At 64.1% G+C, this 23,326-nt stretch carries 26 protein-coding genes and 3 pseudogenes; 16 read left to right on the forward strand and 13 right to left on the reverse strand.

All coding sequences use genetic code 11. The features are described from left to right. Positions 1–142: 142 nt before the first annotated feature. The 3 genes from AB8998_RS31115 to AB8998_RS31125 all read right to left on the reverse strand — a co-directional run bounded on the left by AB8998_RS31115 (position 143) and on the right by AB8998_RS31125 (position 1,659). Complete coding sequence (locus tag AB8998_RS31115) at positions 143–751, reverse strand: hypothetical protein (protein ID WP_369742133.1); 609 nt, start codon at positions 749–751, stop codon at positions 143–145. A gap of 15 nt (positions 752–766) precedes the next feature. Continuing rightward, the gene (locus AB8998_RS31120; protein WP_369742134.1) at positions 767–1,120 is read right to left on the reverse strand and encodes a hypothetical protein; all 354 of its coding nucleotides are present in this window, start codon (positions 1,118–1,120) and stop codon (positions 767–769) included. 134 nt (positions 1,121–1,254) lie between these two features. After that, complete coding sequence (locus AB8998_RS31125; protein WP_369742135.1) at positions 1,255–1,659, reverse strand: hypothetical protein; 405 nt, start codon at positions 1,657–1,659, stop codon at positions 1,255–1,257. A gap of 94 nt (positions 1,660–1,753) precedes the next feature. Between AB8998_RS31125 and AB8998_RS31130 the strand changes: the two genes are divergently transcribed. Continuing rightward, positions 1,754–2,143 (forward strand): hypothetical protein, encoded by a 390-nt coding sequence (locus AB8998_RS31130; RefSeq protein ID WP_369742136.1) that lies wholly within the window; start codon positions 1,754–1,756, stop codon positions 2,141–2,143. Positions 2,144–2,295: 152 nt separating this feature from the next. Here AB8998_RS31130 and AB8998_RS31135 read toward each other — a convergent pair whose 3' ends face one another. Continuing rightward, positions 2,296–3,006 carry a type VII secretion target gene (locus AB8998_RS31135; RefSeq protein ID WP_369742137.1) on the reverse strand — a complete coding sequence of 237 codons (711 nt, stop codon included), beginning with the start codon at positions 3,004–3,006 and terminating at the stop codon, positions 2,296–2,298. A 142-nt stretch (positions 3,007–3,148) separates the two neighbouring features. On the opposite strand from AB8998_RS31135, the gene AB8998_RS31140 reads away from it, so the two are divergent. The 5 genes from AB8998_RS31140 to AB8998_RS31160 all read left to right on the forward strand — a co-directional run bounded on the left by AB8998_RS31140 (position 3,149) and on the right by AB8998_RS31160 (position 5,965). Further along, the gene (locus AB8998_RS31140) at positions 3,149–3,493 is read left to right on the forward strand and encodes a hypothetical protein (protein ID WP_369742138.1); all 345 of its coding nucleotides are present in this window, start codon (positions 3,149–3,151) and stop codon (positions 3,491–3,493) included. Continuing rightward, entirely contained in the window at positions 3,483–4,256 is a 774-nt protein-coding gene (locus tag AB8998_RS31145) for an Rv3717 family N-acetylmuramoyl-L-alanine amidase (protein WP_369742139.1), read from the forward strand. Before AB8998_RS31140 ends, AB8998_RS31145 begins: the two co-directional genes overlap by 11 nt. 5 nt (positions 4,257–4,261) lie before the next feature. After that, on the forward strand, positions 4,262–4,606 hold the full coding sequence (locus AB8998_RS31150) for a hypothetical protein (RefSeq protein ID WP_369742140.1): 345 nt from the start codon (positions 4,262–4,264) through the stop codon (positions 4,604–4,606). Positions 4,607–4,711: 105 nt separating this feature from the next. Further along, a complete protein-coding gene (locus AB8998_RS31155; protein WP_369742141.1) occupies positions 4,712–5,134 on the forward strand; it encodes a hypothetical protein in 423 nt (140 codons plus the stop codon). A gap of 264 nt (positions 5,135–5,398) precedes the next feature. After that, positions 5,399–5,965 carry a hypothetical protein gene (locus AB8998_RS31160; RefSeq protein ID WP_369742142.1) on the forward strand — a complete coding sequence of 189 codons (567 nt, stop codon included), beginning with the start codon at positions 5,399–5,401 and terminating at the stop codon, positions 5,963–5,965. Between the two features lie 112 nt (positions 5,966–6,077). Here AB8998_RS31160 and AB8998_RS31165 read toward each other — a convergent pair whose 3' ends face one another. From AB8998_RS31165 to AB8998_RS31185, 5 genes and pseudogenes are all read right to left on the reverse strand, one after another. Continuing rightward, positions 6,078–6,665 carry a hypothetical protein gene (locus AB8998_RS31165; protein ID WP_369742143.1) on the reverse strand — a complete coding sequence of 196 codons (588 nt, stop codon included), beginning with the start codon at positions 6,663–6,665 and terminating at the stop codon, positions 6,078–6,080. A 384-nt stretch (positions 6,666–7,049) separates the two neighbouring features. Next, on the reverse strand, positions 7,050–7,463 hold the full coding sequence (locus tag AB8998_RS31170; RefSeq protein ID WP_369742144.1) for a PIN domain nuclease: 414 nt from the start codon (positions 7,461–7,463) through the stop codon (positions 7,050–7,052). Then, complete coding sequence (locus AB8998_RS31175; RefSeq protein ID WP_369742145.1) at positions 7,454–7,648, reverse strand: hypothetical protein; 195 nt, start codon at positions 7,646–7,648, stop codon at positions 7,454–7,456. The genes AB8998_RS31170 and AB8998_RS31175 overlap by 10 nt, the downstream gene beginning before the upstream one ends. 173 nt (positions 7,649–7,821) lie before the next feature. Next, positions 7,822–7,974, reverse strand: a pseudogene (locus AB8998_RS31180) (transposase); the annotation flags it as partial. Positions 7,975–8,101: 127 nt separating this feature from the next. Next, the gene (locus AB8998_RS31185; RefSeq protein WP_369742146.1) at positions 8,102–8,824 is read right to left on the reverse strand and encodes a hypothetical protein; all 723 of its coding nucleotides are present in this window, start codon (positions 8,822–8,824) and stop codon (positions 8,102–8,104) included. Positions 8,825–9,081: 257 nt separating this feature from the next. Here AB8998_RS31185 and AB8998_RS31190 point away from each other — a divergent pair, with 257 nt between their 5' ends. After that, positions 9,082–9,396: a PIN domain-containing protein gene (locus AB8998_RS31190; protein WP_369742147.1), complete on the forward strand. Its 315-nt coding sequence runs from the start codon at positions 9,082–9,084 to the stop codon at positions 9,394–9,396. 14 nt (positions 9,397–9,410) lie between these two features. On the opposite strand, the gene AB8998_RS31195 is transcribed toward AB8998_RS31190, so the two are convergent. Continuing rightward, positions 9,411–10,358, reverse strand: a complete 948-nt coding sequence (locus tag AB8998_RS31195) for a discoidin domain-containing protein (protein ID WP_369742148.1) — start codon at positions 10,356–10,358, stop codon at positions 9,411–9,413. Positions 10,359–10,426: 68 nt separating this feature from the next. Continuing rightward, positions 10,427–10,756, reverse strand: coding sequence for a hypothetical protein (locus tag AB8998_RS31200; protein WP_369742149.1), 330 nt, complete (start codon positions 10,754–10,756; stop codon positions 10,427–10,429). A 315-nt stretch (positions 10,757–11,071) separates the two neighbouring features. Between AB8998_RS31200 and AB8998_RS31205 the strand changes: the two are divergent. Then, a pseudogene (locus AB8998_RS31205) lies at positions 11,072–11,584 on the forward strand (IS607 family transposase); the annotation flags it as partial. Next, positions 11,584–12,928, forward strand: a pseudogene (gene tnpB / locus AB8998_RS31210) (IS607 family element RNA-guided endonuclease TnpB). The pseudogenes AB8998_RS31205 and tnpB, both read left to right, overlap by 1 nt. A gap of 33 nt (positions 12,929–12,961) precedes the next feature. Here tnpB and AB8998_RS31215 read toward each other — a convergent pair. Then, positions 12,962–14,326, reverse strand: coding sequence for a cutinase family protein (locus AB8998_RS31215; RefSeq protein ID WP_369742150.1), 1,365 nt, complete (start codon positions 14,324–14,326; stop codon positions 12,962–12,964). Continuing rightward, positions 14,323–15,039 (reverse strand): hypothetical protein, encoded by a 717-nt coding sequence (locus tag AB8998_RS31220; RefSeq protein ID WP_369742151.1) that lies wholly within the window; start codon positions 15,037–15,039, stop codon positions 14,323–14,325. The genes AB8998_RS31215 and AB8998_RS31220 overlap by 4 nt, the downstream gene beginning before the upstream one ends. 680 nt (positions 15,040–15,719) lie before the next feature. Here AB8998_RS31220 and AB8998_RS31225 point away from each other — a divergent pair. The 7 genes from AB8998_RS31225 to AB8998_RS31255 all read left to right on the forward strand — a co-directional run bounded on the left by AB8998_RS31225 (position 15,720) and on the right by AB8998_RS31255 (position 23,314). Next, a complete protein-coding gene (locus AB8998_RS31225) occupies positions 15,720–15,920 on the forward strand; it encodes a hypothetical protein (RefSeq protein WP_369742152.1) in 201 nt (66 codons plus the stop codon). After that, entirely contained in the window at positions 15,914–16,924 is a 1,011-nt protein-coding gene (locus AB8998_RS31230) for a hypothetical protein (protein ID WP_369742153.1), read from the forward strand. Before AB8998_RS31225 ends, AB8998_RS31230 begins: the two co-directional genes overlap by 7 nt. A gap of 6 nt (positions 16,925–16,930) precedes the next feature. Next, on the forward strand, positions 16,931–17,245 hold the full coding sequence (locus AB8998_RS31235; RefSeq protein WP_369742154.1) for a hypothetical protein: 315 nt from the start codon (positions 16,931–16,933) through the stop codon (positions 17,243–17,245). A gap of 18 nt (positions 17,246–17,263) precedes the next feature. Continuing rightward, the gene (locus AB8998_RS31240) at positions 17,264–17,758 is read left to right on the forward strand and encodes a hypothetical protein (RefSeq protein WP_369742155.1); all 495 of its coding nucleotides are present in this window, start codon (positions 17,264–17,266) and stop codon (positions 17,756–17,758) included. Positions 17,759–17,775: 17 nt separating this feature from the next. After that, entirely contained in the window at positions 17,776–20,277 is a 2,502-nt protein-coding gene (locus AB8998_RS31245) for an ATP-binding protein (protein ID WP_369742156.1), read from the forward strand. 63 nt (positions 20,278–20,340) lie between these two features. Then, the gene (locus AB8998_RS31250) at positions 20,341–22,140 is read left to right on the forward strand and encodes a hypothetical protein (protein ID WP_369742158.1); all 1,800 of its coding nucleotides are present in this window, start codon (positions 20,341–20,343) and stop codon (positions 22,138–22,140) included. A 13-nt stretch (positions 22,141–22,153) separates the two neighbouring features. Next, positions 22,154–23,314 carry a C40 family peptidase gene (locus tag AB8998_RS31255; protein ID WP_369742159.1) on the forward strand — a complete coding sequence of 387 codons (1,161 nt, stop codon included), beginning with the start codon at positions 22,154–22,156 and terminating at the stop codon, positions 23,312–23,314. The last annotated feature ends 12 nt before the right edge of the window (positions 23,315–23,326 follow it).

Genomic DNA, 23,326 nt, shown 5'->3' on the forward strand with positions numbered 1-23,326 from the left:
GCGGCCCGGCCCGGGTGGTGCGGGTGGGAACTGGTACGGCGGGGCCGGGGGGCCGGGGATCGTCGGTGGAGGTGGGACGGTGCCCGTCGGCATGTAGCGCGTCATCGGGCCCCTCCCCTGTCGTCGTCGTGCGTGGTGGTGGTCATTGGTGGCACATCACGTTCATGGCTTGTTGGTTGGCCTGGAAGACGGTCATGGCGTCGCCGTTGGCTGGGTCGAATGTGGTGAAGGCGATGCTCAGTGTGTGTAGTGCGGACACCGTGGTGTTGGTCATGTCGGCGAGCATCGGCGACGTTCCGGGGGCGAGCTGGGTTGCCAGGGTGTCGCCGGCGCGTCCGAGTAGGTGGCCGGACTGGGTGACCGCTGCCGTCCATGCTGGGTTGGCCCGTACTTCCGGGTTGGTGATCGTCATCCCGTCCGGCAGCACGGACTGGGCCTTATTCGCGGCGTTGATCAGCGCAGTCGCGTCGCCCCAGCCGTGGCAGGTTTGGGCGTCCGCCTGCGGGGCCGGCAACGGTGCCGGGGGGGCCGGGGGCTTGGCCGTCTCCGTCACTGTCAGTGCCGGAGGTGCCGGCACCGCTACCGGAGTAGGTGTGGCCTGGATGGTGATCAATGTGGCGGCGGTCGCGGCGATGATCGCGCCGGCCGCGGCCGCGGCAGCCAGCAGTGGCCAGCGTCGAGTTACCCGCGGCGGCGGACCGGGCGGGTATGGCGGTGGCGGCCACGCAGGTGGCGGCGCAGCAATCGACATGATCAGGACCTCTTTTTAGGTGGACACGACTCCCTCAGTGGGCCGGCCCATGATGGCGGTCGGGAACTGAATGATAGTGGCGTCGACCTCCTGGGCGACTTCGACGTCGGTGGCGACCAGGATCGGCGGTGACTCATCGAGCGCGGCGGACTGCTTGCTGGCCGCCTGGGCGTGCTTGGTGTCGGCCGCGGTCCGCCTGGTCTCAATGGCCTGGCTCAGCGCGACCAGCGCGGTGTCCAGTTTGGAGGTCACCGTGGCCGGGGGCTGCGCCAATGCGACCGGGGCGCTGCCGGCTGCTGTCAAGCCCGCCTCGCAGGCCGTGGTCGCCAGCTTGTCGTCCCAGATGTTGAGTCTGTCGTCACCACTCATGTGGGCATTCTCCCAGGTCGCGCGGACAATGAAAACCCGTGTTTACGCTGCAGTTTTCCTCGGGCTACGCGGTCGATGGTCTGGCCTTGTAGGGCTGCCTGATGAGAGCGGAACTCACATTCGCTCACTCAAGGTCAATCCGTTGCTGAGGCCATGCTTCGGACACGATCCGCGAATCGCCGGTGCGCCGACTGCGCCGTCACACCCAGCGCCGTCGCCAGTGCGGCCCACGACACATCTCGCCGACGCGCATCAGCCACCGCCGCCACCGGGTCCATCCCCGCGACCGCCGTAATACGCACCACCAACGCTGCCCAGCGCTGCTCAAACGGTGCCAACCGCTCCCATCGCGGGTCTCTCACATCACGCGTCATCAGCAGTTGCACAACTGCCGCCGGGTCGCCCAGGCCAGCCGCCGGCCCCTGCACCAGCCGATCCGCAGCAGCCAACCGGACTGCATCGAGTCCCGCTGCAGCGGCTTCCGTCGCCGACGCCAGCACCTCTTCGTCGGTCAAATCATCAAACACAGGCTTAACCATAGTGCACACATGCGACGCTTGCCTATCAGCGCACTGCTGATTTACTATCAGCCGCAAGCTGACAGTCTCACTCAACTAGCTGAGAGGTACTTCCATGACCGCCGCCGCGCCAGTCCCACGTCTGCACGAGGCAGTACGACACCTGCCTGATTTACCGGCCGGCGACCGCCCGGACCCTTACACCCCCCAGCTACTACGCGACAACACCGCCGAGTTCGCCGGTCTAATTGGTGCGCTCGCCGAAACCGCCGACATCCTCCGCTGGGGCACGCTCGCCGCCCACCACGCCACACTCACCTCGACAGCGCTACGATCCGCTCGATGGCCACTCGAAGACCGCCGGGCCATCAATCCCGTGCGCAAAGGCCTACAAGAGGCGCTGGAGCCGACCTACCTCGCCGCGATGGCGCTCCACGACGCCGCCCACCATGTCCACGCGCTCACCACTGCGCTCGGCGTAGGCAGCAGTAAATCCGATCGATGAACCAGAAACCATCGCGGTCGAGACTGCCGGGTTGCGGGCGTCGCGGCGTGATGGGCGGGTCCGTGCGGCGATCACCGCGATCGTGGTCGAGAACCTCGATTTTCGCCGACCGTGGGAGTGAATGCCCGTCTGTAATAACAGTATTCGGACCGTTAACGGACCTCATCGTAGGGAAGCCAGATCCCTGGAAGCCACTCCCGATACATCGCCGGCCCCAAAGCGCCCGGCGACAGAAACGTAGCGTGCGGAAAATCGTTCTTCGGCGCCCACACACCCGATCCACGGATCAACTCTATGTACGTCCCGCCATCACCGGTCATGGCCGGACCGAGCTCACCGGGTGCCAGCACTTTCACGCCAGGCAGCTCGTTTTCCGGCACGAAAATCCCTGAACGCGGCCCCACCTGGATATACGGGTCATCCGGCGCAGGTGGAGGCCCCAAACCCCCGGGTCCTGCGTTGAACGGCATCCGCCGCGGCATGCCCGGCTTCCACGGCGCATCCGACGACCCTGACGACGGCCCCTGCTTAATCCCACCAGGCGTCCGATCCTCAGTGAAATCGACCTCCTGAATCTGACCCGCAAACGCCTGATCCTGACTCGTGTACGTCGCGGCATGCTCGGTGAATCGCGTTGAGTACTCAGCGAAATCGGCCGCTTTCGCCGCCACCTGCGCTTCCCGTGACCCCAGCCCGGCGGCAATCCCCACCGCCACCGGATATCCCATCGGGCCGTGCGTCTCAAGGATGCGAGTCACTTCCTCGACAGCCCGCGGACTGATCACCGCACACCGCTGAGCCAAGTCACCGTACTGATCCGCGACCTTCAGCAGATCATCCGGACGAACATTCAAGTCAGCCATCAGGAGCCCTTCCACACCGCCACCGTCTCAACCGAAGGATAACGGCGACACCGGACACCAAGCTGCGGTCCTTTACTGTCCGCCTTCCGCGTTACAGTTCGCCCATCACGCACACCGCACATCACCGACTGAGGTGGCCATGTTGGGCCTGCGAGCCGCTAACGAGCACGACGCAATCATCGTCAAGGCCCAGCGCACGACGATAAGCGTCTTGTTCGCTGCTATCGCATCTTTGCTCATCGCGGGCTGTGGACACCATTCGATGCCTGAACGTGGCCTCGTGCTCCGGCACGATTACATGCCCGCCCACTGGAACTATTGCGGCAAGGCGTGCTTCCTGTGGGTGCCCGACATCTGGTCGGTCACAGTGCGCGACATGGTCGACGCTAACTGGACCGGACTCGTCGACGTCGATGAAGCGGTCTACAGTGCGTGCGATCGTCCGAAAATCTGGCCTGATTGCTGGAAGGACGCCCATGTCCGGTAAACCACCAGCCAGTCGGACACAGGCCCGTCTGCAAGTCGCGGCCACCGCAGCGGTTGGCCTGCTCCTCACCGCAGCACCGATAAACATCCCGACCGCTGCCGCGGCCGGCCCGCTCGCCGGCAAGGTCGTATTCCTCGACCCCGGCCACAACGGCGCCAACGACGCCTCTATCGGCCGCCAGGTCCCCACCGGCCGCGGCGGAACCAAAGACTGCCAAGCCACCGGGACAAAAACCGACAACGGCTACCCCGAGCACACCTTCACCTGGGACACCACACTGCGGATCCGCCAGAAGCTCGACACGCTCGGCGCCCGAACCGCCATGTCCCGCCAAAACGACACCACAATCGGTCCCTGCGTCGACCAGCGCGCCGAGATGGCTAACACGTTGCACCCCAACGCTGTTGTGAGCATCCACGCCGACGGCGGCCCACCCAGCGGGCGCGGCTTCCACGTCAACTATTCCGCGCCGCCCCTCAACGCGACGCAAGCGGGCCCGTCGGTGCAATTCGCCCGAGTCATGCGCGATCAACTCCAAGCTTGCGGGATGTCGCCGGCCGACTACATCGGCCGCGACGGGCTCTACGGCCGCGCCGACCTGGCTGGGCTCAATTTGGCCCGCTACCCGTCTATCCTCGTCGAGCTGGGGAACATGAAGAACCCGGGCGATGCGGCGGAGATGGAAACCCCGGCGGGCCGGCAACGCTACGCCGATGCCGTCGTCCGCGGCATCACCGCCTACCTGACGAGCGCGAGGAACTGAAAGCCATGAGCGACAACCTTTTTAACGCCGTTGAGGCATACCTGGCGCAGGCTCGGCAAGCAGCACTTGTCGATGAGGCCGAGGACCTGGCCGCCGGTATCCGACATCTGTCCGTCGTGACAGGAGATCTTGAATCCGACGACGACGTGCGCCGCCTCGAGCAGCTCGACGCCGCCGCACGGTGTGGACGTGACGGCGCCCGCCTCACACGTTCCCGCGGCGGAAACGACTACGTGACCTACTACATCGCAGGCCCGGCAGCCGATCAGTTCGTCGAAGACCTGGCCGAGCGGGCGAAAACCCTCAACCCAGGCTGGTGGCGCATCACCCAATCGCCCCACCCATTCTGATCACCTCCGCCCTGGTCGTCTACGGAGGACCGCGCTGGTGTCCGCTTAGCGTTCACGGGCCACCGGTTACCACGCTCTGGCTCACCGAGTGTGTACGTTGCGGAGATGCCGCAAGATCCGGGAGGCGTCATCATCCGCGTCGCGCTGCTCGCAGCGTTCGACTATGGCCACGACGCGGTGCTGGCGGCGATGAACCCCGCCGGCCTGGACACCCTGACCGCGGCCCTGCGTGAGACTCTGGACAAGCAGGTCTCACACCTGCATATCGGCGATCGCACCCACACGCTGCAGTCCCATGTCGGCACCAACGACATCTATCTCCGCGACAATCGCGACGATTATGTTCTGTGGCGTCTCGACCCGACAACCATTCAAGAGATGATCGACAAGCTCGACGGCATGAAAGGTAAGGGGTTGCGCCACAACTACGTTGACATCACCACACCCGCAGAAACACTGGTGCTGTCCGTTGACGAGTACCTCGTGCCCAACCCGGTCGTACACACCTCCCCGTTCGGCTACTTCTGAGCTTCGACCCTCGGGAACAAGATGTCCGCCGCACGCACGGTGCCGCGCTGCGGGTACGTGATCGCGCCGAGCGTACGTACCGCTGTAATCAGTAGCTCCGAAGGTGTGGCGGCGCCAAAACCAATCCATCGACAGATACATGGATCTTGTGATGGCGACGGCGGTTTACGTCATCGCGCATATCGCACAGCTTTCGTGTGCGAATTTCGCCGCGTCAACCTACATGAGGTTCGGCCGATTCGATGGCCGCCGTAAAATGAGGCAATGGATTTTCAGGGCCCGCCGCCACCCCATCCATGGCAGCAGCCACAGCCGCCATATCCTGCCTACGCTCCGCCGCCGCCAGGCCGACGGTGGTTCCCCATCGCCGTCATCGCCGCGATCCTCGTCGCTGGCGCACTCATCGCCGCAGCCATTGTGATCGCCGGCGGCGACAAATCCCACCCCGCTGCCGCGCCAATCACAACGGCACAACCGGCTATGGAGCCACCCGAGGCGACCGCCACCTGTAAGGCCTGGCGTGCGGCAGACGCTGCCTTAGCCACGATTCCCGCACTGCCGGAAGGGTGGGATTGGAACACGCCCAACATCGACACCTTGAGCTCGAATGCAAAAACAGCGGTAGACAAAGTGCTCGACATCTTCGAGTCCAGGGTTGCGGCGGGCGACCCACAGCAAGTCGTCGAGGCGGCCAAGTCTTACATCGCCACTAAGCGGGCAGACATGTCCAAACTGGTCGATCACACCATCACCACAGCTGACGACGCGGCCGTTGAAGTAAGCCTTGCGACGCTGCAGCAACTCTGTGGCGGCGAGAAGGATCACGGATGACTCTGCCACCAGCCGGACCCCCGCCCGGCCAGCCCTGGCCCCCGCAATGGCCGCCGAACACGCCTCCACAAAAGCGGAGCCATCGAAACATCCTCCCGCGCAATGGAATTAGTCACCTGGCATTGCGGTGGCGGTGAGCAATCCTCCAACCTTTCCGCCGCCGCGAGTCAACGGGCTGTTGTACGGCCGGCTGGGCAGGCACAGCGCCGGGCGGCGGAGGGTTGTACGGCTTGCACCACACCGGGACCCGTTCGGCATCGGCGATGCGCGCCCAGCAGATTCGATGCTGGCCCGACCCGGCGATCAGTTCACGTTCATAGGGTAGGGCGATCTCGATTGGGCTGTACCAGTCCAGCAGTGCGAGTGCCAGATGACGATCGTCGGAGCCTAGCGCCGTGATCGCCGGCCACGCTTTGGCGCGGTCAGCGATCTGCTCAAGACTGGCATCGTCTGGTGTAATCGCCAGCAAGGAAGCGACAGCGGGTATTACGATCTTCCAATCGCCCCGATGGTCGCTACAGCGACTGGCGCGCTGCCGAAAGGCCGGATCGGCGTACAACCGGCGATAGACATCCGGTTTCGGATCCCACCCAAAGTGTCCGTGGCGGCGAAGTGTGTTGAGCGCGAGCGGGCAGCCGGGGTTGTCGCGCATGGCGTGCGGATACGGGGCATCGTCGATGTCGAGCCAGAAGTAAGCCATATGCGCTACCTCGCTTCTGATCTTAGGTAGGACAATCGTCGTACCTGAACTCCGGCGATCGCCGGCACCGGAGCGGGTGCCCCAGATCCGATGAGAATATTGCCCCAGATTCCGTGAGAACGAACAGCGATGCGTGCTGCCGTAGTTCTCGCACTCCTATTACGACCGCCCTGCGGTTTCGTCACTGTGACGGTACTTGGTGTCCGTTCTCGCTGAACCTGGGGCAATATTCTCATCGGATCTGGAGCAGGCGTGCCGGAGTCCGTGGGGCAAGGCGACATCCGCCGACGAGCGAATCAATCTTCTCGGTACCTTAGCTGTGGTGTTCCAGGAGGTTGGTTACACGGCCGATCGACTTACACGGGCGTTGCCGTCGGGGAGGCTCTAATCGGCGGTCCCAGAAGGCACCACCCACTGGCAAGGTTGGCCGGTCACTGCGGAGATTAGGTCGAAGTCTGAGTCGTAGTGCAAGACGGTCAGTCCGTGTTCTTCGCCGGCGGCGGCGATGAGTAGGTCAGGGATCTTGCGGCCGCGCTGGCTTCGCTGAGCGAGGAGCCGTTGCACCTGAAGCGCGCGACGATGATGCGATTCGGTCGATTCGAAAGGCTCGAATGCGTCCAACGCCGCTATTAAGCGGTCCCACTCGGCCTCATTCCTCGCCGAATAGCCGACCTCGAGATCGGTGATACGGGCTCTCGCAATTTCGCCCGAAGCCGCGAGGGGTTCCACCGCTTGCCGGACGTTGGGCTGACCGAGTCGTTTGATCACACTGGTGTCGATGAGAAACGTCAGCGCCATGCCTCAGCGCGATCTTCGGATGGTGCGGCGGCCAGTGCGTCTAGCGCGGCGGTCACATGCTGTAGTCGGTGCGATGTCGCGCGGCGCAGAGCCGCGTTCACCGTCTCTTTGATCGTCGACGTTCCCAGTTCTGCTCGAGCCATCTCCAATGCCTGCTCATCAATGTCGATCAGATGCTTTCCCACAAACTCAGTATATACGAGAATCCTCGCGATATATACTCACTGGTATGGCCCCCAGATTCGGTGAGAACGGACACTTGGGAGCTGCGGGCAGGTGTTGTCGCTGCCTGTGACTTCTCTGGCGGCTGAAGCCGCCAGCTTCTTTTCACGCTGCTTGGGCGTGTAGGGCCAGTCCAGCCGTGCTCATCGGCGATCTGCACCAACAGCTCGCCGCAGCGGGCCGCTACACGACCACCCAAGACTCGGCGGCGGTACTTCGGGCACCACACCAGATGCAAACCGAGCGAGCACACCCCACCCGGGGTGCGGCGAAACCGGCGCTCGGACATGAGAGCACCTTACGAAACGACACCGACAAAACGAACGGTCACACGCTGGTCACCAGCCCCGATTCCCCCGACGGCTAAAGCCGCCGGTCCCCTCGGGGCGCACTGATGGCGATATATATTCGCTGGTTTAGGTCACTTCAGTGAAGCGATGTCGCAGCAGCTGGGCCGTTGGTCCGGAAATGCTGTCGCCGTAGCGGCCGAGGATGGCGTCGACGTCGGCGATGAGCCCGGAGGCGAGATCGATTCGGGTGGCGGCGCCGGTGTTGTCGACGCCGACGGTGACGGTGTCGTCGAGGCGCTCTCGGCGCACCGGGTGTGTGCGTTTTAGGCGGATGCTGACTCCCCCGGATGGATGGATGGTCACTGTGCAGCATTCCCAGTAGCCGTGGATGTTGTCGATGAGTTCTTGGGGTGTGCGGTGGGGTTCGGCTAGGTCGGTGGCGACGGCGAGGTGGATGCCGGTGGAGTGGCCGAGTCGGGCGATCTGGAGCAGGTCGGGGTTGTGGCCGTTGAAGCTGGGGCCGATGGCGAGCAGTGTCCGGCGGGGTGGCTTATGCCTGGCCGTGCGCAACTTTTGGTAGCGGTCGGCGGCGATGGCGCGCAGCTGCGCGACCGTTTCTTCGTTTCCCGGTTTTGTCGTGAATGGGGGGTTGAGCCGTTGGGAGCGGTTGGTTCGGCGGCGGCCGGCGCGGCTTGTTGGGGTGTCGACGAGTTCCCAGTCCCAGCCTGCGGTGAGGACGTCTTCGCGTAGTTCGGCAAGGGTGGGCGTGGTCCAGGTGGGGACCCAGGTGTGGGGTTCGTGGTGGGCGGTGCTGACAGTCCATGAGGTGAGGTCGTCGTGAATGATCATCGGGCGCCAGCTTCACGGCTGGTGAGGTGGCAGTCGTGGCTATCGGCGAAGCGTGGTGGATTGACTGCGATGTGGCAGCGACCGACGCGAGCCGGTGAATCATCAACGGCACTAATGCAGCACAGAGGTGAGTCGACCACGTGGCGGAGTATTCCACGGTGTGAGGACAACCTGGGATGGGCTTCGATGCACCGTGCATCGATTTTGGGCGGCGTGGCGACAAATTGTGACCCGTATGCGATGCACCGTGCATCAATTTGAGATCCACGACATCGGTCACAGTATTCGAGATACGCACTGGCATTGAATTTTTGACACCAAGCCGCCGACGCAAGCGTCTCGGCGAAACCTTCTCTCAACTCCTCTACGAAGATCTTGATGGTCGTGTCCAATCCTTCGACCTGACGGCGGCGCTCGCCGCCGGGGCCATCGCCGCCACTCAACAACGAGCTGGGCAGCCGATGGAAATTCGTGATGTGCAGATCGCCGGCATCGCCGCATCCCGACGCGCAACGGTGGCCACCCGCAACACTCGCCACATCGAAGGAACGGGCGTTGATCTGTGGGACTGACTATGGAGCTGGCGTTAGCTGCTGAAGCCCAGGAACTGGATTTCGCTGATAGCGACCGTGGTGACGTCGTTAGCTGGTGATGAATCGCTGGTTTGCGCTGTGTCAGTAGCAGACTGGGGCGGATCGATGGTTTTGGTGACAATGATCAGTAGTTTGCTGAGCTTAGGTGGATTGGGGATGCCGCCGGGGATGAAGCTGTACCCGCGCTTGCCGTAGGTGTTGATGACGTCGGGCTTTCGGTTGAGCTCTTTCGGATAGTAGATGGTGAACGTCATGCCGATGCGGTGTTTGGTCCACTGGTCGACGCCGTCGGGCGTGTCGGGAATACGCGCGTCGAAGCCGGGGTCGATGCGGCACTGAGTGAGGGTTACCTCGCGGCCGAAGTCGACGAGAATATGTTGTCCGTCACTGTTTTTGGCGCGAGTGCAGATCCAGGCGGTGTTGGTGTCGTTGTCGAAGGCGTTAGCGATCGGCGAATACTGCTGTCCGTGGTCTTTGGGGCACTGGTCGCTGGCCGTGATGCCCGTGAGGATGGTTTCTGCGGGCACTGGCGCGGATGCTGGCTGAGACGTCGGCGGGGGGCCATGTTGCGGCGTGGCTACGGCTGATCCGGTGTTGTTGTCGGTGGCGAGCCTGCGGACGACGCCGAGCGCGGCCAAGAGAGCAATCAGGACGGCAACGGTGATCAGGGCAGTGCGGACGCGGTGGTGCGGCGGAATCCGTTTGTTGACTCGGTCGACAACCCAGCGGGCCGCACGGCCAGAGCCCCGAAAGCAACGGGAGACGACCCCTGGAGTCGCGGGCTTGTCGATCCCGGCGGCGGGTTCGTCAGGGGATATTGCGCGGCGCGCGGGCCTGGAGCTGGGCCGCGGTGCCAGGGCGGCCAGGATGGTGCGCCGGTTGTCCCAGCCGTGATTGGTCTGCGGCTGTGCGTCTTCAGTCGTGTCGGTCGTGGCGCTCATTAAGGCCGCTCTCGAAGCGAGCTGGCCAACACCGTCATGGCAAGTGTGTTCCTGGTGGACAACATGTTTCACTGGGAGTCGAAGATACGGTTGTGGGCGATTTGTTGCTCGCTGAATTCAGGTAGCGCACGCTGGCCCGGGGTGACAGTGTGCGCTACGGGAGGCGCTGTGGGGGCGTAGTAGTGGTAGTGATTGATCTGCGTGAGCATCGTTGGTGCGGGGCGTTGCGCTATGGGGCGGCGACGTCGGCGCCGGCGGATGATGCGGCGTATCAGGGGTGTGGTGAACCGCGCGGTGAAGGTGCCGACAAAGATCCAGGCGGCCGCGATGTCGAGGGGTGCGCCTAGGTGGATGGCGATCGCCGTGAAGACCGCGGCGATGATCAGGGTGCGAAGCATGGTTGACCTCCGAAGCGGGTTGCGGCATCGCGGCAGGGTGGCAGTGCGGGCCGGTGAAGACGCCCGCGTGTTCGAGGTTGCGATGCCACCTTGTTGAGGTGCATGTGGGCCATTGTGACGCAAAAGACGGACAGACAAATCCTGGCGCGACAAGAGCATCATTCCAGCTCCCAGACGACCCGAGGTGTCGGCTGCGCGCGAAGTTAATTATTCTTGCTAGCGGTCGTACGGACAGGCCAGATGCCTGGCCGCACGGGCGCCCCCGGAGGCCCCGGCCGGATCTCCTCCAGGATCAGACCGGGGCTCTCTGGCGCGCTGTTGCCGGTTCCGGCGATGAAGGTGGGCCGATTGATCCTGGTTGATGAGCCGACCACGGATGCAGGCGTGGATCGCCGGACGGCGGTGTATGCGCGGGTGTCGTCGGCTGATCAAAAAGCGGATCTGGATCGGCAGGTGGCGCGGGTAACCGCGTGGGCCACTACCCGGCAGATCCCGGTCGACAAAGTCGTGACCGAGGTCGGGTCGGCGCTGAACGGACACCGCCGTAAGTTCCTGGCACTGTTGCGCGACTCATCAGTGCAGCGGATTGTGGTGGAACACCGAGACCGATTCTGCCGGTTCGGCTCGGAGTATGTTCAGGCGGCGCTGGCCGCACAGGGTCGAGAGTTGGTGGTCGTCGACACCGCTGAGGTGGATGACGACTTGGTGCGGGATATGACAGAGATTCTGACCTCGATGTGTGCCCGGTTGTATGGCAAACGTGCCGCTCAGAACCGAGCCAGACGGGCTGTCGCGGCTGCTGCCGCGGACGATTGTGAGGCTGCGTGATGGCCCGGTTCGAGGTTCCTGAAGGGTGGACGGTGCAGGCGTTCCGGTTCACGCTGGACCCGACCGAGGATCAGGCTCGCGCGCTGGCAAGGCATTTCGGTGCCCGGCGGAAGGCGTTCAACTGGACCGTCGCGACGTTGAAAGCCGACATCGCCGTCGTTTCGGGTGATGCGCGACCGGTGGAACCAAGTCAAGGACCAGGTGTGTGTCAACGCCGACACCGGGCAGGTGTGGTGGCGGGAATGCTCAAAAGAGGCCTATGCCGACGGAGTTCGTGGGGCGGTGGACGCGTACTGGAACTGGCAGCGGAGTCGTGCCGGCACACGTGCGGGCAAGCGGGTGGGTTTCCCGCGGTTCAAGCGCAAGGGCCGCGACCAGGACCGCCTCACGTTCACGACTGGGGCGATGCGGGTCGAACCGGATCGCCGCCACCTGACGTTGCCGGTGATCGGGACGGTCCGTACGCAGGAGAACACCCGCCGCATTGCGCGATTGATCGCCAAGGATCGGGCGCGGGTGCTGGCAATCAGCGTGCGGCGCAACGGCACCCGGTTGGATGCGAGCGTGCGGGTACTGATGCAGCGTCCGCAGCAGCCGAAGGTGGCGCACCCCGGTTCACGGGTCGGTGTCGATGTCGGGGTGCGCCGCCTGGTCACGGTCGCCGACGCCGACGGCACCCTCCTCGAGCAGGTGCCGAATCCACGGCCACTCGATGCGGCGCTCAAAGAGCTTCGGCACGCCAGCCGTGCCCGCTCGCGCTGCACGAAAGGTTCACGGCGCTACCGTGAGCGCACCACCGAGATTTCCCGGCTGCACCGCCGGGTCAACGATGTCCGCACCCACCATCTGCATGTCCTGACAACACGATTGGCTAAAACCCACGGCCGCATCGTTGTCGAAGGCTTGGACGCTGCGGGGATGCTGCGGCAAAAAGGGTTGCCGGGTGCCCGCGCCCGACGGCGCGGACTCTCCGATGCCGCCCTGGGAACCCCGCGCCGGCACCTGTCCTACAAGACAGGCTGGTACGGGTCGCAGCTAGTGGTCGCTGACCGCTGGTTCCCGTCGTCGAAAACCTGCCATGAATGTCGGCATGTTCAAGACATCGGCTGGGACGAAAAGTGGCAATGCGACGGCTGTTCGGTCATCCACCAACGCGATGACAACGCCGCCGTGACCCTCGCGCGCTACGAGGCAACAGTTAGCGTCGTCGGCCCAGTTGGGGCCGCCGTTAAGCGTGGAGCCGACCGTAAGACCCGGCCAAGCCGGGCAGGTGGCCGTGAAGCGCGGAAGGGACGCAGCCGTAAGGCTGCCGAACAACCCCGAGATGGGGTGCAAGTCGCGTGACCACTAAAGATCACTCACTTGCAACGGAGGACGTCAAACGATCGAGTTGAGCTGGTCCATGAAGTAGCGCTCGACGAGCTGGACGCCGGTGTGTCCGGAGCTGTCGAGGGGTGTGGTGTCGTAGTTGCAGTGGTAGTTGCCGTCGATGAATTCGGCGAAGTGTTTGAAGGCTGAGATGACGGTGGCGGGGCTGAATTGGGCGAATGTGGGGCCGAAGATTCCGGTGGATTTCAGGCCGATGCCGCCGGTGGCGATGGTGATGGCGTTGAGGACTGCGGTGGTGAGGCTGGCGAAGTCTGGGTGGGCGGTGGCCAGGCCTGTGCCGACGGTTGCGAAGCCGCTGGTGTTGATGGTGTTGGTTTTGCGCTGCATGTCGTTGAGGGCGGTGCCGACGGCGTTGGCTTTGGTGGCGATGGATGTGATGAGGGCGGGTATGGCGGTCCATTGGCGGTCACGGATGAGGTTGATGACTTGGGTTGCGGTGTCCATGAGTGCGCTGGCGGTGGCGGCGACCTGTGGGCCGGCGAGCCAGAAGAGTTGTTCTGCGAGTGCTTTTGCGAACATGATGCCGCGTTGGATGAGGTGTGGAATTAGGCCGGGGTCGGCGACGAGTTTGAGTATCTGACTGATTGCGGCGGTGGCGGGTGCTATGAGTCCGGCCATGAACATGGTGGCGAGCTTTTGCGCGGAACCGGCGGGGTCGGTGAAGTCGAGTGCGGAGCCGAGGTGTCCGATGAACCGCATGACAAGGTCGTTCTGTGGAAGGTTGCAGTAGTAGTCAAGGGGTGCGCACAGCGACAGAATGCCGCTGCGCTGGGTGAGGGATCCGAAGCCGCCGGTGCGGACTCCTGCGAAGCCCATCCCGGGGTGGGATAGGCCGATTGTCGGTTGTCCTGTTGGGGCTTGTGAGGGGTCTGCGAGTAGTGCGACTCCGAGGAGTTTGTCGGCGGGAATGGCGCCGTGGTTGTTGCCGATGGCGGCGGCGACATCGCCGGCCGCATCTGCACCTTGGCTGTAGCCGGTGAGTAGAAAACGGGTTTTCGGGCAGCGGCTGGCGACGGTTTTGAGGTGGGTGTTGGTGTTGTCGATTCCGGCTTCTTTAGAACCGCGATAGCCGCCGCTGTCGGAGCCGCCCATGATGGTGGCTGGGTAGGGCGTGTAGTAGGTCGACAAGGCTAATTTGATGTGACGTCTGACTGATTCGAGGATCGTTCCGAGGACGCCGACTGGGTGGTTCGGATCGGCGTCTGGGCTGGTTTCGGTGGTGCCGGGGATCGCTACGGCATCGATAGCCGGGCAGTCTTTTGCGGCGAGCGCGTGTGGGGGTGTCGCCAGTGTGACAGTGAGGGCGGCAATCAGGGGAAGGAGCACGCAGGCGATGCGGCGTGGTGTGGTCATGCGGCCACCGCTTCGCGTTGGTAGCGGGCGAGTTTGTTGATGGCGCGTTGGGCGCGGCGTTCGACGGCGCCGGTTTTGGCGCCCAGGGCGGTGGCGGTGTCGGCGAGGTTGTACACGTCGGCGCGGAGGTAGAGAGCGGCCAGCGTCTCGTGTTCGAGGGCGGTGATGACGGCGTTTTCGCGGGCCTTGGCGAGCAGCTGCGCGGCGCGACTGTAGTCGGTGCCGTGGTCGGTGTGGTCGAGGACGGGATCGGTGGGGTCGACACGGATGGGTGCGTTTAGTGTGCCGGTTCGCGGGCGGGCGGTAAGGACGCGTTTGAGGGTGGTGGCGTAGCAGTATCTGGCGGTCAGGGTTTGGGGTTCAGCGGCGGTACGGATGAGGGTGAAAAACACCGTGAGGGTGAAGTTGGCGCGCACGTCTTGGTCGCTGGTGTGGTAGCCGTCAGGGTCGGCGTATTCGGCGATTCGGCGTAAGGCATGGCGCATGAGGACGGCGGCCATCAGCAGTGCGTGGCGGTCGCCGTTACGGGCGTAGCCGGCCAGGGTCGGTAGGACGGTGGTGGCCGTCGGGAAGTGGGAGCAGATCGCGCCGGGGTGTGTAGGGGGTTGCTTGTGCAGGGATTGCACAAGGGTGACGGCGGGGGTCAGTTCGGTGCGGCGTGGGTGGGTGAGCAGGTCGTAGGCCTGGTGGGTGAGTTGATCCCAGATGTTCATCGGATTCCTTGGCGTCGCGGTGGCGGGACGCGCTTATGGAATCCGTGATGGTTGTCAGCAGAGTTTGCGGACGGGTTGTCGCTGGGGTTGTCGACGGCCCCGTTTGCGAGTGATTTACGTCACGCTATGGAGCGACGACCTGAGGATTTGGGGTTGTCGGTGGGGTTGTCGGCAAATTGATATGCGCCGCTGTCGGGATTGCTGACGGCGGTGGATTACCGGGGGTGCTCGCCGGCGCAGTGAGTGTGTCTGCAGCTTGTGGCCTGCCGGCTGATTCGAGCATCAAGCTGCTGGTAGGCGGCCTTGTGAGTCGGCCTGGCGGGGCTTGATTGGTTGAGCATGCGGTGCTGCGGTGCCGCTTACGCGTGGTGGCGATGGGATGCGCCGCGGTGACGGGCCGTATGTGGGCGGTGCCTACGGGGTGAATAACGCGGTAGGCGGTAGGCGCGTATGTTGCCGCTGCAGTATTCGGCTAGGGGGGACGCTCGACTGTCGCCCCCGCCTAGCGGCGAGAACTCGGCCGAGCGTAATCCCCTTGGTGCGCATCAGGCAATAGGGCTTCGGCGCATACGCACGTATGCGTTATCAAATCGTTACCAAGCGGTCTGTCGGGAAAACGGGCCCTGACCAGTAGTTAGTAGCTGCCGAATCGCTACGACCTACGGGAGGGCCCGCTGATGATGAGTGAGCAGATCCGCCGCAGCGGCGCGGACGTCCGTGCCTACGCCGACCGTCTGCGCGCTCTATGGCATCAGCTCGAAATCGATCCCCTCGACGAGGCGAAGTCGGCCGCTTTCGTCGCGCACATCCTCAACAACCGCGCGGCGGCGGCACGGTCGATGCAGGCGCTGCAAGACCGGCGGGTGGGACTGCCATGCTGACCCACTCTTTGCAGCGACTCATCGACTCGGTGCTGTTGAAGTTCAGCGGCGATGACGCGATCCGCGCTGACGCGATGCGCTCCCGGATTCTGGCGGTCCTGATGAGCCTCATCGTGGTCACCTACATCCCGCTCATGCTGGTGGTGATTTACCTCTTTACACACCACAGTGGGCAGTCCTCGGCGGCGCAGAATGACGACCAAGAGACCGCCGTCAAAGCGTATGCCGTGCGCTACCTCAACGCGTACCTGAACAACCCCGCCAACAGCGACGCGATCAAGCACTTCTACAACGGAGAAGTTCCGCAGCGAAACGCTGGCTCCGCTCTGCCGCCAGGCGGGCACGCAACGGGTGTGTCCTCGGCGCTGCCGGGGATGTTCACCGGTGAGGTTCAGACATGGTCGGTGGTCGTCGATTGCGAGCTTCCCAAAGAGGCGCATTCGGCGTCGATGGTTTACGTGCCGCTGCAGGTCGATATCGCGGTAGACAAACGTGGATTATTCCGCGCGTTCACGCTGCCTCACACGCGCTCAGAGAGGCCGGACGGTTCGGCCATTGAGCTTGCCACCGAAACGGCGGTCGTTCCGGGTTCTGACGTCTACAACACAGTCCGCGGATTCCTGAACGCATTGCTGATCGGGCACTCCGACATCACCCCGTTCATTGCTGCCGGGTCGCCCATGAGGGCTGCCGAGCATTCCGAATTCGCGTCCGTTGCCATTGAGCGGATCACCGCCAACTCCGACCTTGCCGTCGCCCAGGTCGTGCCGCCCAAAGCCGACGGGATTGAGGTCACCGCATCGGTGTCGGTGTTGTCGGGCAACGGCGCCTCAATGCCGATGCAGTACCCGCTGCTGATGTCGGTGGCCGGTGGCCATTGGCAGGTCGACCGCATCAATGACGCTCCGAAAATCACCATCCCCGATCAGGGTTCAACGCCGGCACCGACGCCGCCCAGCTCGACCACGAGTGACAAACCAAACGCTCTCCAGGAAGGGAGTTAATTTCCAATGATCACCATGATCGCTACTGCGATGGGCGGTGGCGCACCGCTGGCCTCGGCGCATGTGACGACCCTTGCGGCCCCGCTGTGGGATATCGGCGCCAACCTGAAAACCCAGGGCATCAAGTTCGCTGAGTTCCTCTTGATGGGGGGTACCGCGCTGGTGTCCGCCTGCTACTTCTTCATCGGTCACGACAAGACCAAGGCGCTCAAGGCCGCGGCCATCGGCGTCGTGTTGATGGGAGTCGTGAGTTCCCTCCCGGCGCTGGGAATCGTGTCGACGCAGACCGTCAGCGGGCTGACCCAAGTCGGCTACAGATAAGCGGGCGGGTCATTCATCGTGATCGTCAAGTGGTACACGCGGGCGTCGCGAGTCCGGATTGTCATCGCGAAATTCGACGGCCGGTGGCGGCTACCCGGGGGGCCCTACCCCATCCCCGAACTGATCGCGGTGGTGGGAGGGATTCTGGGGACGCTGATGGCGTTGCCGCGCCTGGGTCACCCCATTGCCACCGGTGTCGTCGGGATCGCGGTGACGTCGGTAGGGGTGGCGGTGATGCGCCGGATGCCCTACTCGCCGGTGCGTTTTCAGACCCGGATACATCGGATTTGGCGGCTGTACACCGCGCCTCGCAGCCTGAGCATCGACGACCGCATCACTTCGGCGGCGACCACGTCGGTGGTGCGCCCAGAAATCGAGTTCTTAGACGCGCTCACTGACGACGCCGACGCGCCGGCGCAACTACGTTACGTTTCCTCTCCCCCGCCGCCGCAGGGCCGGTTGGCCGGAATGTTCGATCAGCAGCCCAGTCCCGTAGCCGATCTTTTCGGGTGAGTTAGGAGCACACCACGATGGCAAGCAAGCTCGACGAAAACCTTCAACCGACCGTGTCGGTGATGGGGAATCTGCGGCGGATGCGGGACGGATCGATCTGGGCCTGCTATCGGCTCGCGGGTCTGCCGTACGGCTACACCGGCCTGACGCTGAAGAAAGCGGCCCTCAACCATCACCGAAACCTGTTCCGTACTGTGCCGAACAACACGGTCCTCGCCGGATTCGTCGCGGCCATGGATCCCGACGTGATCATGGCCAATGCGCTGGAAGGCACCGACGAGCGAAACCCGAGCTGGCGCGAAGAGTGCGAAGGCAAACTGGAGTACTTCACCAACGGGATACGCGCCACCGAACGCATCCTGACGCTGTCATTCCCGGTAGTTGAGCCCGACGTCGTCACCGACTGGTCTGGTGCGTCGCGGCGGTCACGGGCGCGTGACCGTGCGGAGATGATCACAGCCGCCGAACGGGCGGCGGCGATCGTCTCCCGGATTCCTCCGGTGTTTGTTCCTGAGCCGTTGACCGCCGCCCAAATGGTGTGGCTGTGGAACCGGGCGCTGTCGCGTGGCGCGATGGCAGAGATCTTCCCGTCGCCGATCACGTCGAATGTGGCTTCGCCGGCGGGGGCCTTCGCGGCCGCTGAATTTGATGAGGGTGAGCGGCGCGGCGAGGTCAGCAAGTGGCGTCCGAGTTCGTTCGCGCCGTTGGTGAAGATCACCCAGCCCGGGCGCCTCGGTGCGCCGACGTCCTGGCAGTCGCTGTTGGCGATCGAATCGCTTCCGCTAGAAGGTCTCGAGTTTCCCGGATCGGAGTTCTTCACTATTGCCGACCGGATTACGGGCTTCGACGTCGACTGGGCAGTGCGGATCAACCGGATCCCTCGGGAACGGGCCATCGCGCGCAACACCAAGAACTTGCGGCGGCTCTCCGAGCAGGTCGATGAACGCGACACCGAGATTTCCTTCGCCCAAGACACCCTCAGCGACCAAGTGCAGCTGCTCGGCGAATACAACGGTCTGCTGGAAACCAACGACGATGAAGTCGAGGTGTCGTTGTGCCCGATCTTCGCGGTCGGCGCAACCAGCAGATCGCAGTGTGAAAGCGGCGCGCTGGCGCTGGTCCGGGAGTTCGCCTCCAATCGGATCAAGGTTGTTGCCGCACTGGGCGGGCAGCGTGAGCTGTGGGCGGCGATGAACCCCGGCGGCAACGACTTACGGGTGGTCTCTGACTACTCGCATAACACCATCAGTGAATACGCGGCCAGCTGTGTGCCGTGCGCGGCGGACCATGTCGGCGATGCGACCGGCCCGGTCATTGCCTACAACCTCAGTGGAAAACGCAATCAGCCGGTGCACCTGGAGTGGTGGCGTGAGGCGGTCAAAGACGCCTCCCCGTCTGTGGCGGTCGCCGGCGAGCTCGGCGCCGGCAAGACCTGGCTGATCATGAGCCTGTTGTTCAACCTGGTCGACGCTGCCCGGGGCCAGTTCCTGGCGATCGACCGCACCGACTCCGGTGAGTATGCGCGGCCGGCGGCGACGCTGCGCACCGCGCAGCTGGTCGATCTGATGCGGCCCGCATACACGCTGGACCCGCTGCGGACATTCCCCGCGGACCTCGGCGTGGACGCCGCGGTGGAACTGCTCACCCCGTTGTTCGACTGCGAGGCCAACGATCCCATGGGAATGACGTTGGGTGAGTGCCTACATCCGACGTGGAATGTGACATCGCTGCCGGAGTTGCTGACCTTCTTGCAATGCGGAATCGATCGGCGGGCGATGCCGGACGGGCGTGGACTTCCGGCCGGGTGGGATGAACTGCACCGTCACCTGAGCTACTGGTCGGGCCGCAAATACGCCAGCGCCCTGTTTGACCCGAACCTGGATCCGCTGGATTTGACGGCCGAGGGGATCGTCATCCGCACTAATCGAGTCGAAGTTCCCACACAGGAGGAAGTCGCCGGCGGGGAGAAACTCGGGCCGAGCAAGTTGTTCGGGCGTGCGATCTACGGGTTGTCCATGGAGCTGGGGCGGCAGGCCTTTCAGCTCAACAAGTCGCGGCCGTCGGCGGTTGCACTGGATGAGGCTTACCACATCACCTCTACGCCAACAGGGTTGGCCCGGACAGCGCGGATCGCACGCGATGGCCGCAAAGACAACATCGCGTTGCTGCTGGGATCGCACGACCCGGTCAATGACTACCACTTCGGGTCCGGCACCGCCCTGGACTTGATTCCGGTGCGCATCGTGATGCGTCACCGTGACGAGTCGCTGGCGCGGCGCTCACTGGGCTGGCTGGGCATCGACCCGGACAAAAACGAGCACATCCTGCGTGACCTGATGACCCGGACCTCGCCGAAGGGTCGCGACAACAGGGTCATCCCAGGCCGTGAGGGTGAGGGATACCTCAAGGACGCCCACGGCGGAATTGGGCGCATCAAGGTCCTGGGTCCGTCCTCGCCGGAGCGGCGCGCGGCGATGACAACCACCCCGCCCGACTACGTCGACGCCGACGCGGCCTGAGCGGGAGCGGAGGAACAGCCGATGCGAGTTCACCACATCGTCGCGACCCGGATTCGGTCATGGGTGCCCGCCGAGCGGCTCGATGCCGGCGAGGAGGAGCTGCGGCGCTACAGCCGATGGATACGAGCGTGGACGCCGTGGCTGCTGGTGGGCTGGGTGCGCCGGCACCGGCTGGTCAGTGCCGTAGGTGGATTCGTGCTGGCGGTCCTGTGGTGGGGAGTCGGTCGAGCGTGGGCCGATGACGGGACCGGGACAGCAGATTCCACCGGCGGCGGTGATCCGCTCATTTCGTGGATGGGCATCAAAGACTCCCACGGCGGTTCGGTCGCGAAGTACACGATCACCATCAACGAGGGCGGTATGGATCCCATCGCTAAAGCGTTCGCGTGGATCGACTACGTGATGTATGAGCAGTATCGGAACTGCGTGGCGACAGCGTTATGGCTGATCAAGTACACCCTCGAATTCCGCTGGCTGTCATTGTTCACCGGCCCGTTCCAGCGGATCGGTGACGGGATCAACACTGCGATGAACCGATTCGGGTTGGCGCCCATGGCACTTGCGGTACTGGCGATCATCGCGGTCTGCGCCGTCTTGGCGGGCAAAGTCGCCAAAGCCAGCTCCAACATCGCGACCGGATTATTGATGATCGGCGTCGCGGCAACCATTTTCGCTCATCCCCTCAGCCAGCTCGTCGGTCCCGATGGGATGTTGGCCAAAGGCCGCGACACCGGCTTGCAGATCGCTGCCACGGTGTCTGACGGGGCCATGGGTGACCGGGGCGGCAGCGCCGACGTTGATGGCGTCGTCGCCCGCCTGGCGGATCGGTTCCTGCGCTCCCCCACTCAGATGATCAATTTCGGGCGGGTCGCCGACTCTATCTCGCAAAAGTGCGAAAAGGCGTGGACCAACGGAATCAACAACGGTCACGGCGACGCGCTCAAAGACGACATGAAGGACTGCGATGACCAGAAAGGCGACGGAATGCATCGCAAGGCGATGCGGTACCCGACCGCCATTCTGGGTGGCCTGCTCATGGTCAGCTTGCTCGGTTTGGGGCTGATCTTGTTCGCCTGCTACTTCGTGTGGCACGTGGTGCGCTCGGCGGTGCAGGCCATGCTGTTCGCGGCGGTAGCTACACCGGCGTTTGCGGTCGGTGTGATCCCGGGCGGGCCGCAGACCTTCGCGTGGAAAACCGTCCTGGACTGTGCGATGGCCTACCTCGCGATGATCATCTACACCGCGGGTTTCGGTGGCTACAACGTGGTGCTCGACGAGGTGTTCAAATCCACGGCCAACGCCTTCGAGGCGCTGTTTTTGACCGCGCTGGTGGTGGCGTTCGGGTTCGCGTTCTTTGGGCCGCTGCGGCGAATGTTTGACCACCAGCGCGATAAGGCAGCCGCCAAACTCGGTGGCGGGCGGCTGAGTTCGGGCGGGCAGGGCTGGTTAAGCAAGGCCGCTGACCTGTCACAGGTCAGAAATGCGTTACCCCATCGCAAAGGCCAAAGCGGCGGCGCTCAAGGGCGTGACCCGGTCCGCATCGATGCCGGAGCGTTGCAGCCCGACGCGGTGGTCAACATCCAGCGAGACGGGGCGGTATCGGTCAGCGCCACTGACAGTGCTGACAGCAGCGCCGGCGGCAGCGGGAGCCAGCAGTCGGCCGGGTCGCCTTCTGGTGGGGGCTCGCCCAGCGGATCGACGTCGGCGCAGGCCGCGCCGCCGTCCTGGAGCCCGGGCGCCTCCGCGAAAATAAACGACCGCCTTTCTGAAGCGATCCGGATCTCTCAGCGCCGCAGAAACGGTGGAGGCCCAGGCCCATCCGGGGACGGCGGCGGGCGGCATTCGATGTCTGAAGCTGCCTAACGAGCGGCATCTGATGGAACCGACGACATGGGTCGCTGCGGCCCGCAAGCTGTGGCAGCACCGGGGAAAGCTGTTCGCCGTCGCTGCAGCGCTGGCGCCGATCGCGTTCACTGCCGTGCTGGTGTTCGTCGTGGTCATTGCCGGCGGCGGGGCCCCGCAGGTCGATGCCATGGTCACACCGCAGTGCCAAAAGCAGCTGCAGTCGCAGGGAGTGAGCGCAGACCCCGGGGTGTCGTTCGGTGCGGGCCCGGTCAACAACGGCAAAGCGGTCATCGCCACCGGGATCCAAATGAAGATCCCGGAAAAAGGGATTGTCATCGGTTTGGCGACCGCCCTGGAGGAATCCGGGCTCAACAACAAAGCCAATCCCCATGTGCCCGAATCGATGTCGATTCCCCACGAAGGTACCGGCCAGGATCACCTATCTGTCGGCATCTTCCAGCAGCAGCCGTGGTGGGGGCCGATCAAAGACCTGATGACACCAGGGGTGGCCGCCCGGAAATTCTTCGAGAAGCTTCTGAAGGTCGGTGGGTGGCAAGCGATGGCACCCACCCAGGCCGCCCAAGCGGTGCAGGGCTCGGCGTTCCCGGACGCCTACGCCGCCTTCATCGCGCCCGCGACCGTGTTTTACCGCCAGCACGTCCACGAGGTCCTGGCCACCTCCGGGGGCAGCGCACCGCCGGAGGCCGCCCGTGACGACCACGGACGCGACGTGTGCGGGGTGCTGGTGGATCCCAATTCCGTGCAGACGCCTACCGCCGAACCGCGTGCTGGCACCGCAGCTGGGGTGGCTGCCGTCCGCTACGCCGAACATCAGATCGGGTTGCCCTATGTGTGGGGCGGAGGGTCACTAGATGGGCCGACCGGCGGCGGGTTTGACTGCTCGGGACTGGTGCGATTCGCCATCTATCAGGCATCCGGGCATCGGATCGTGCTACCGCGGGTCACCTGGGACATGGCCCACGCTGGGCGGCTGGTGCCCAGAAACGCTGTCCAGCCCGGTGATTTGGTGTTCTCCAACCCCGAAGCCAACCCCTCCACCGGGATTATCGGCCCAGGTCACGTCCAGATGGTGGTCAACCCGTCCACCGTGGTCGAAGCCCTCGATTTCGGGATCCCCGTCAAGCTGTCGCCGTTCCCCACGCATTACATGGCGATCAAACGAGTCCTGTAGCAACTGAAAGGA

Source organism: Mycobacterium sp. HUMS_12744610, from assembly GCF_041206865.1.
GTDB classification, from domain to species: Bacteria; Actinomycetota; Actinomycetes; order Mycobacteriales; family Mycobacteriaceae; genus Mycobacterium; species Mycobacterium servetii.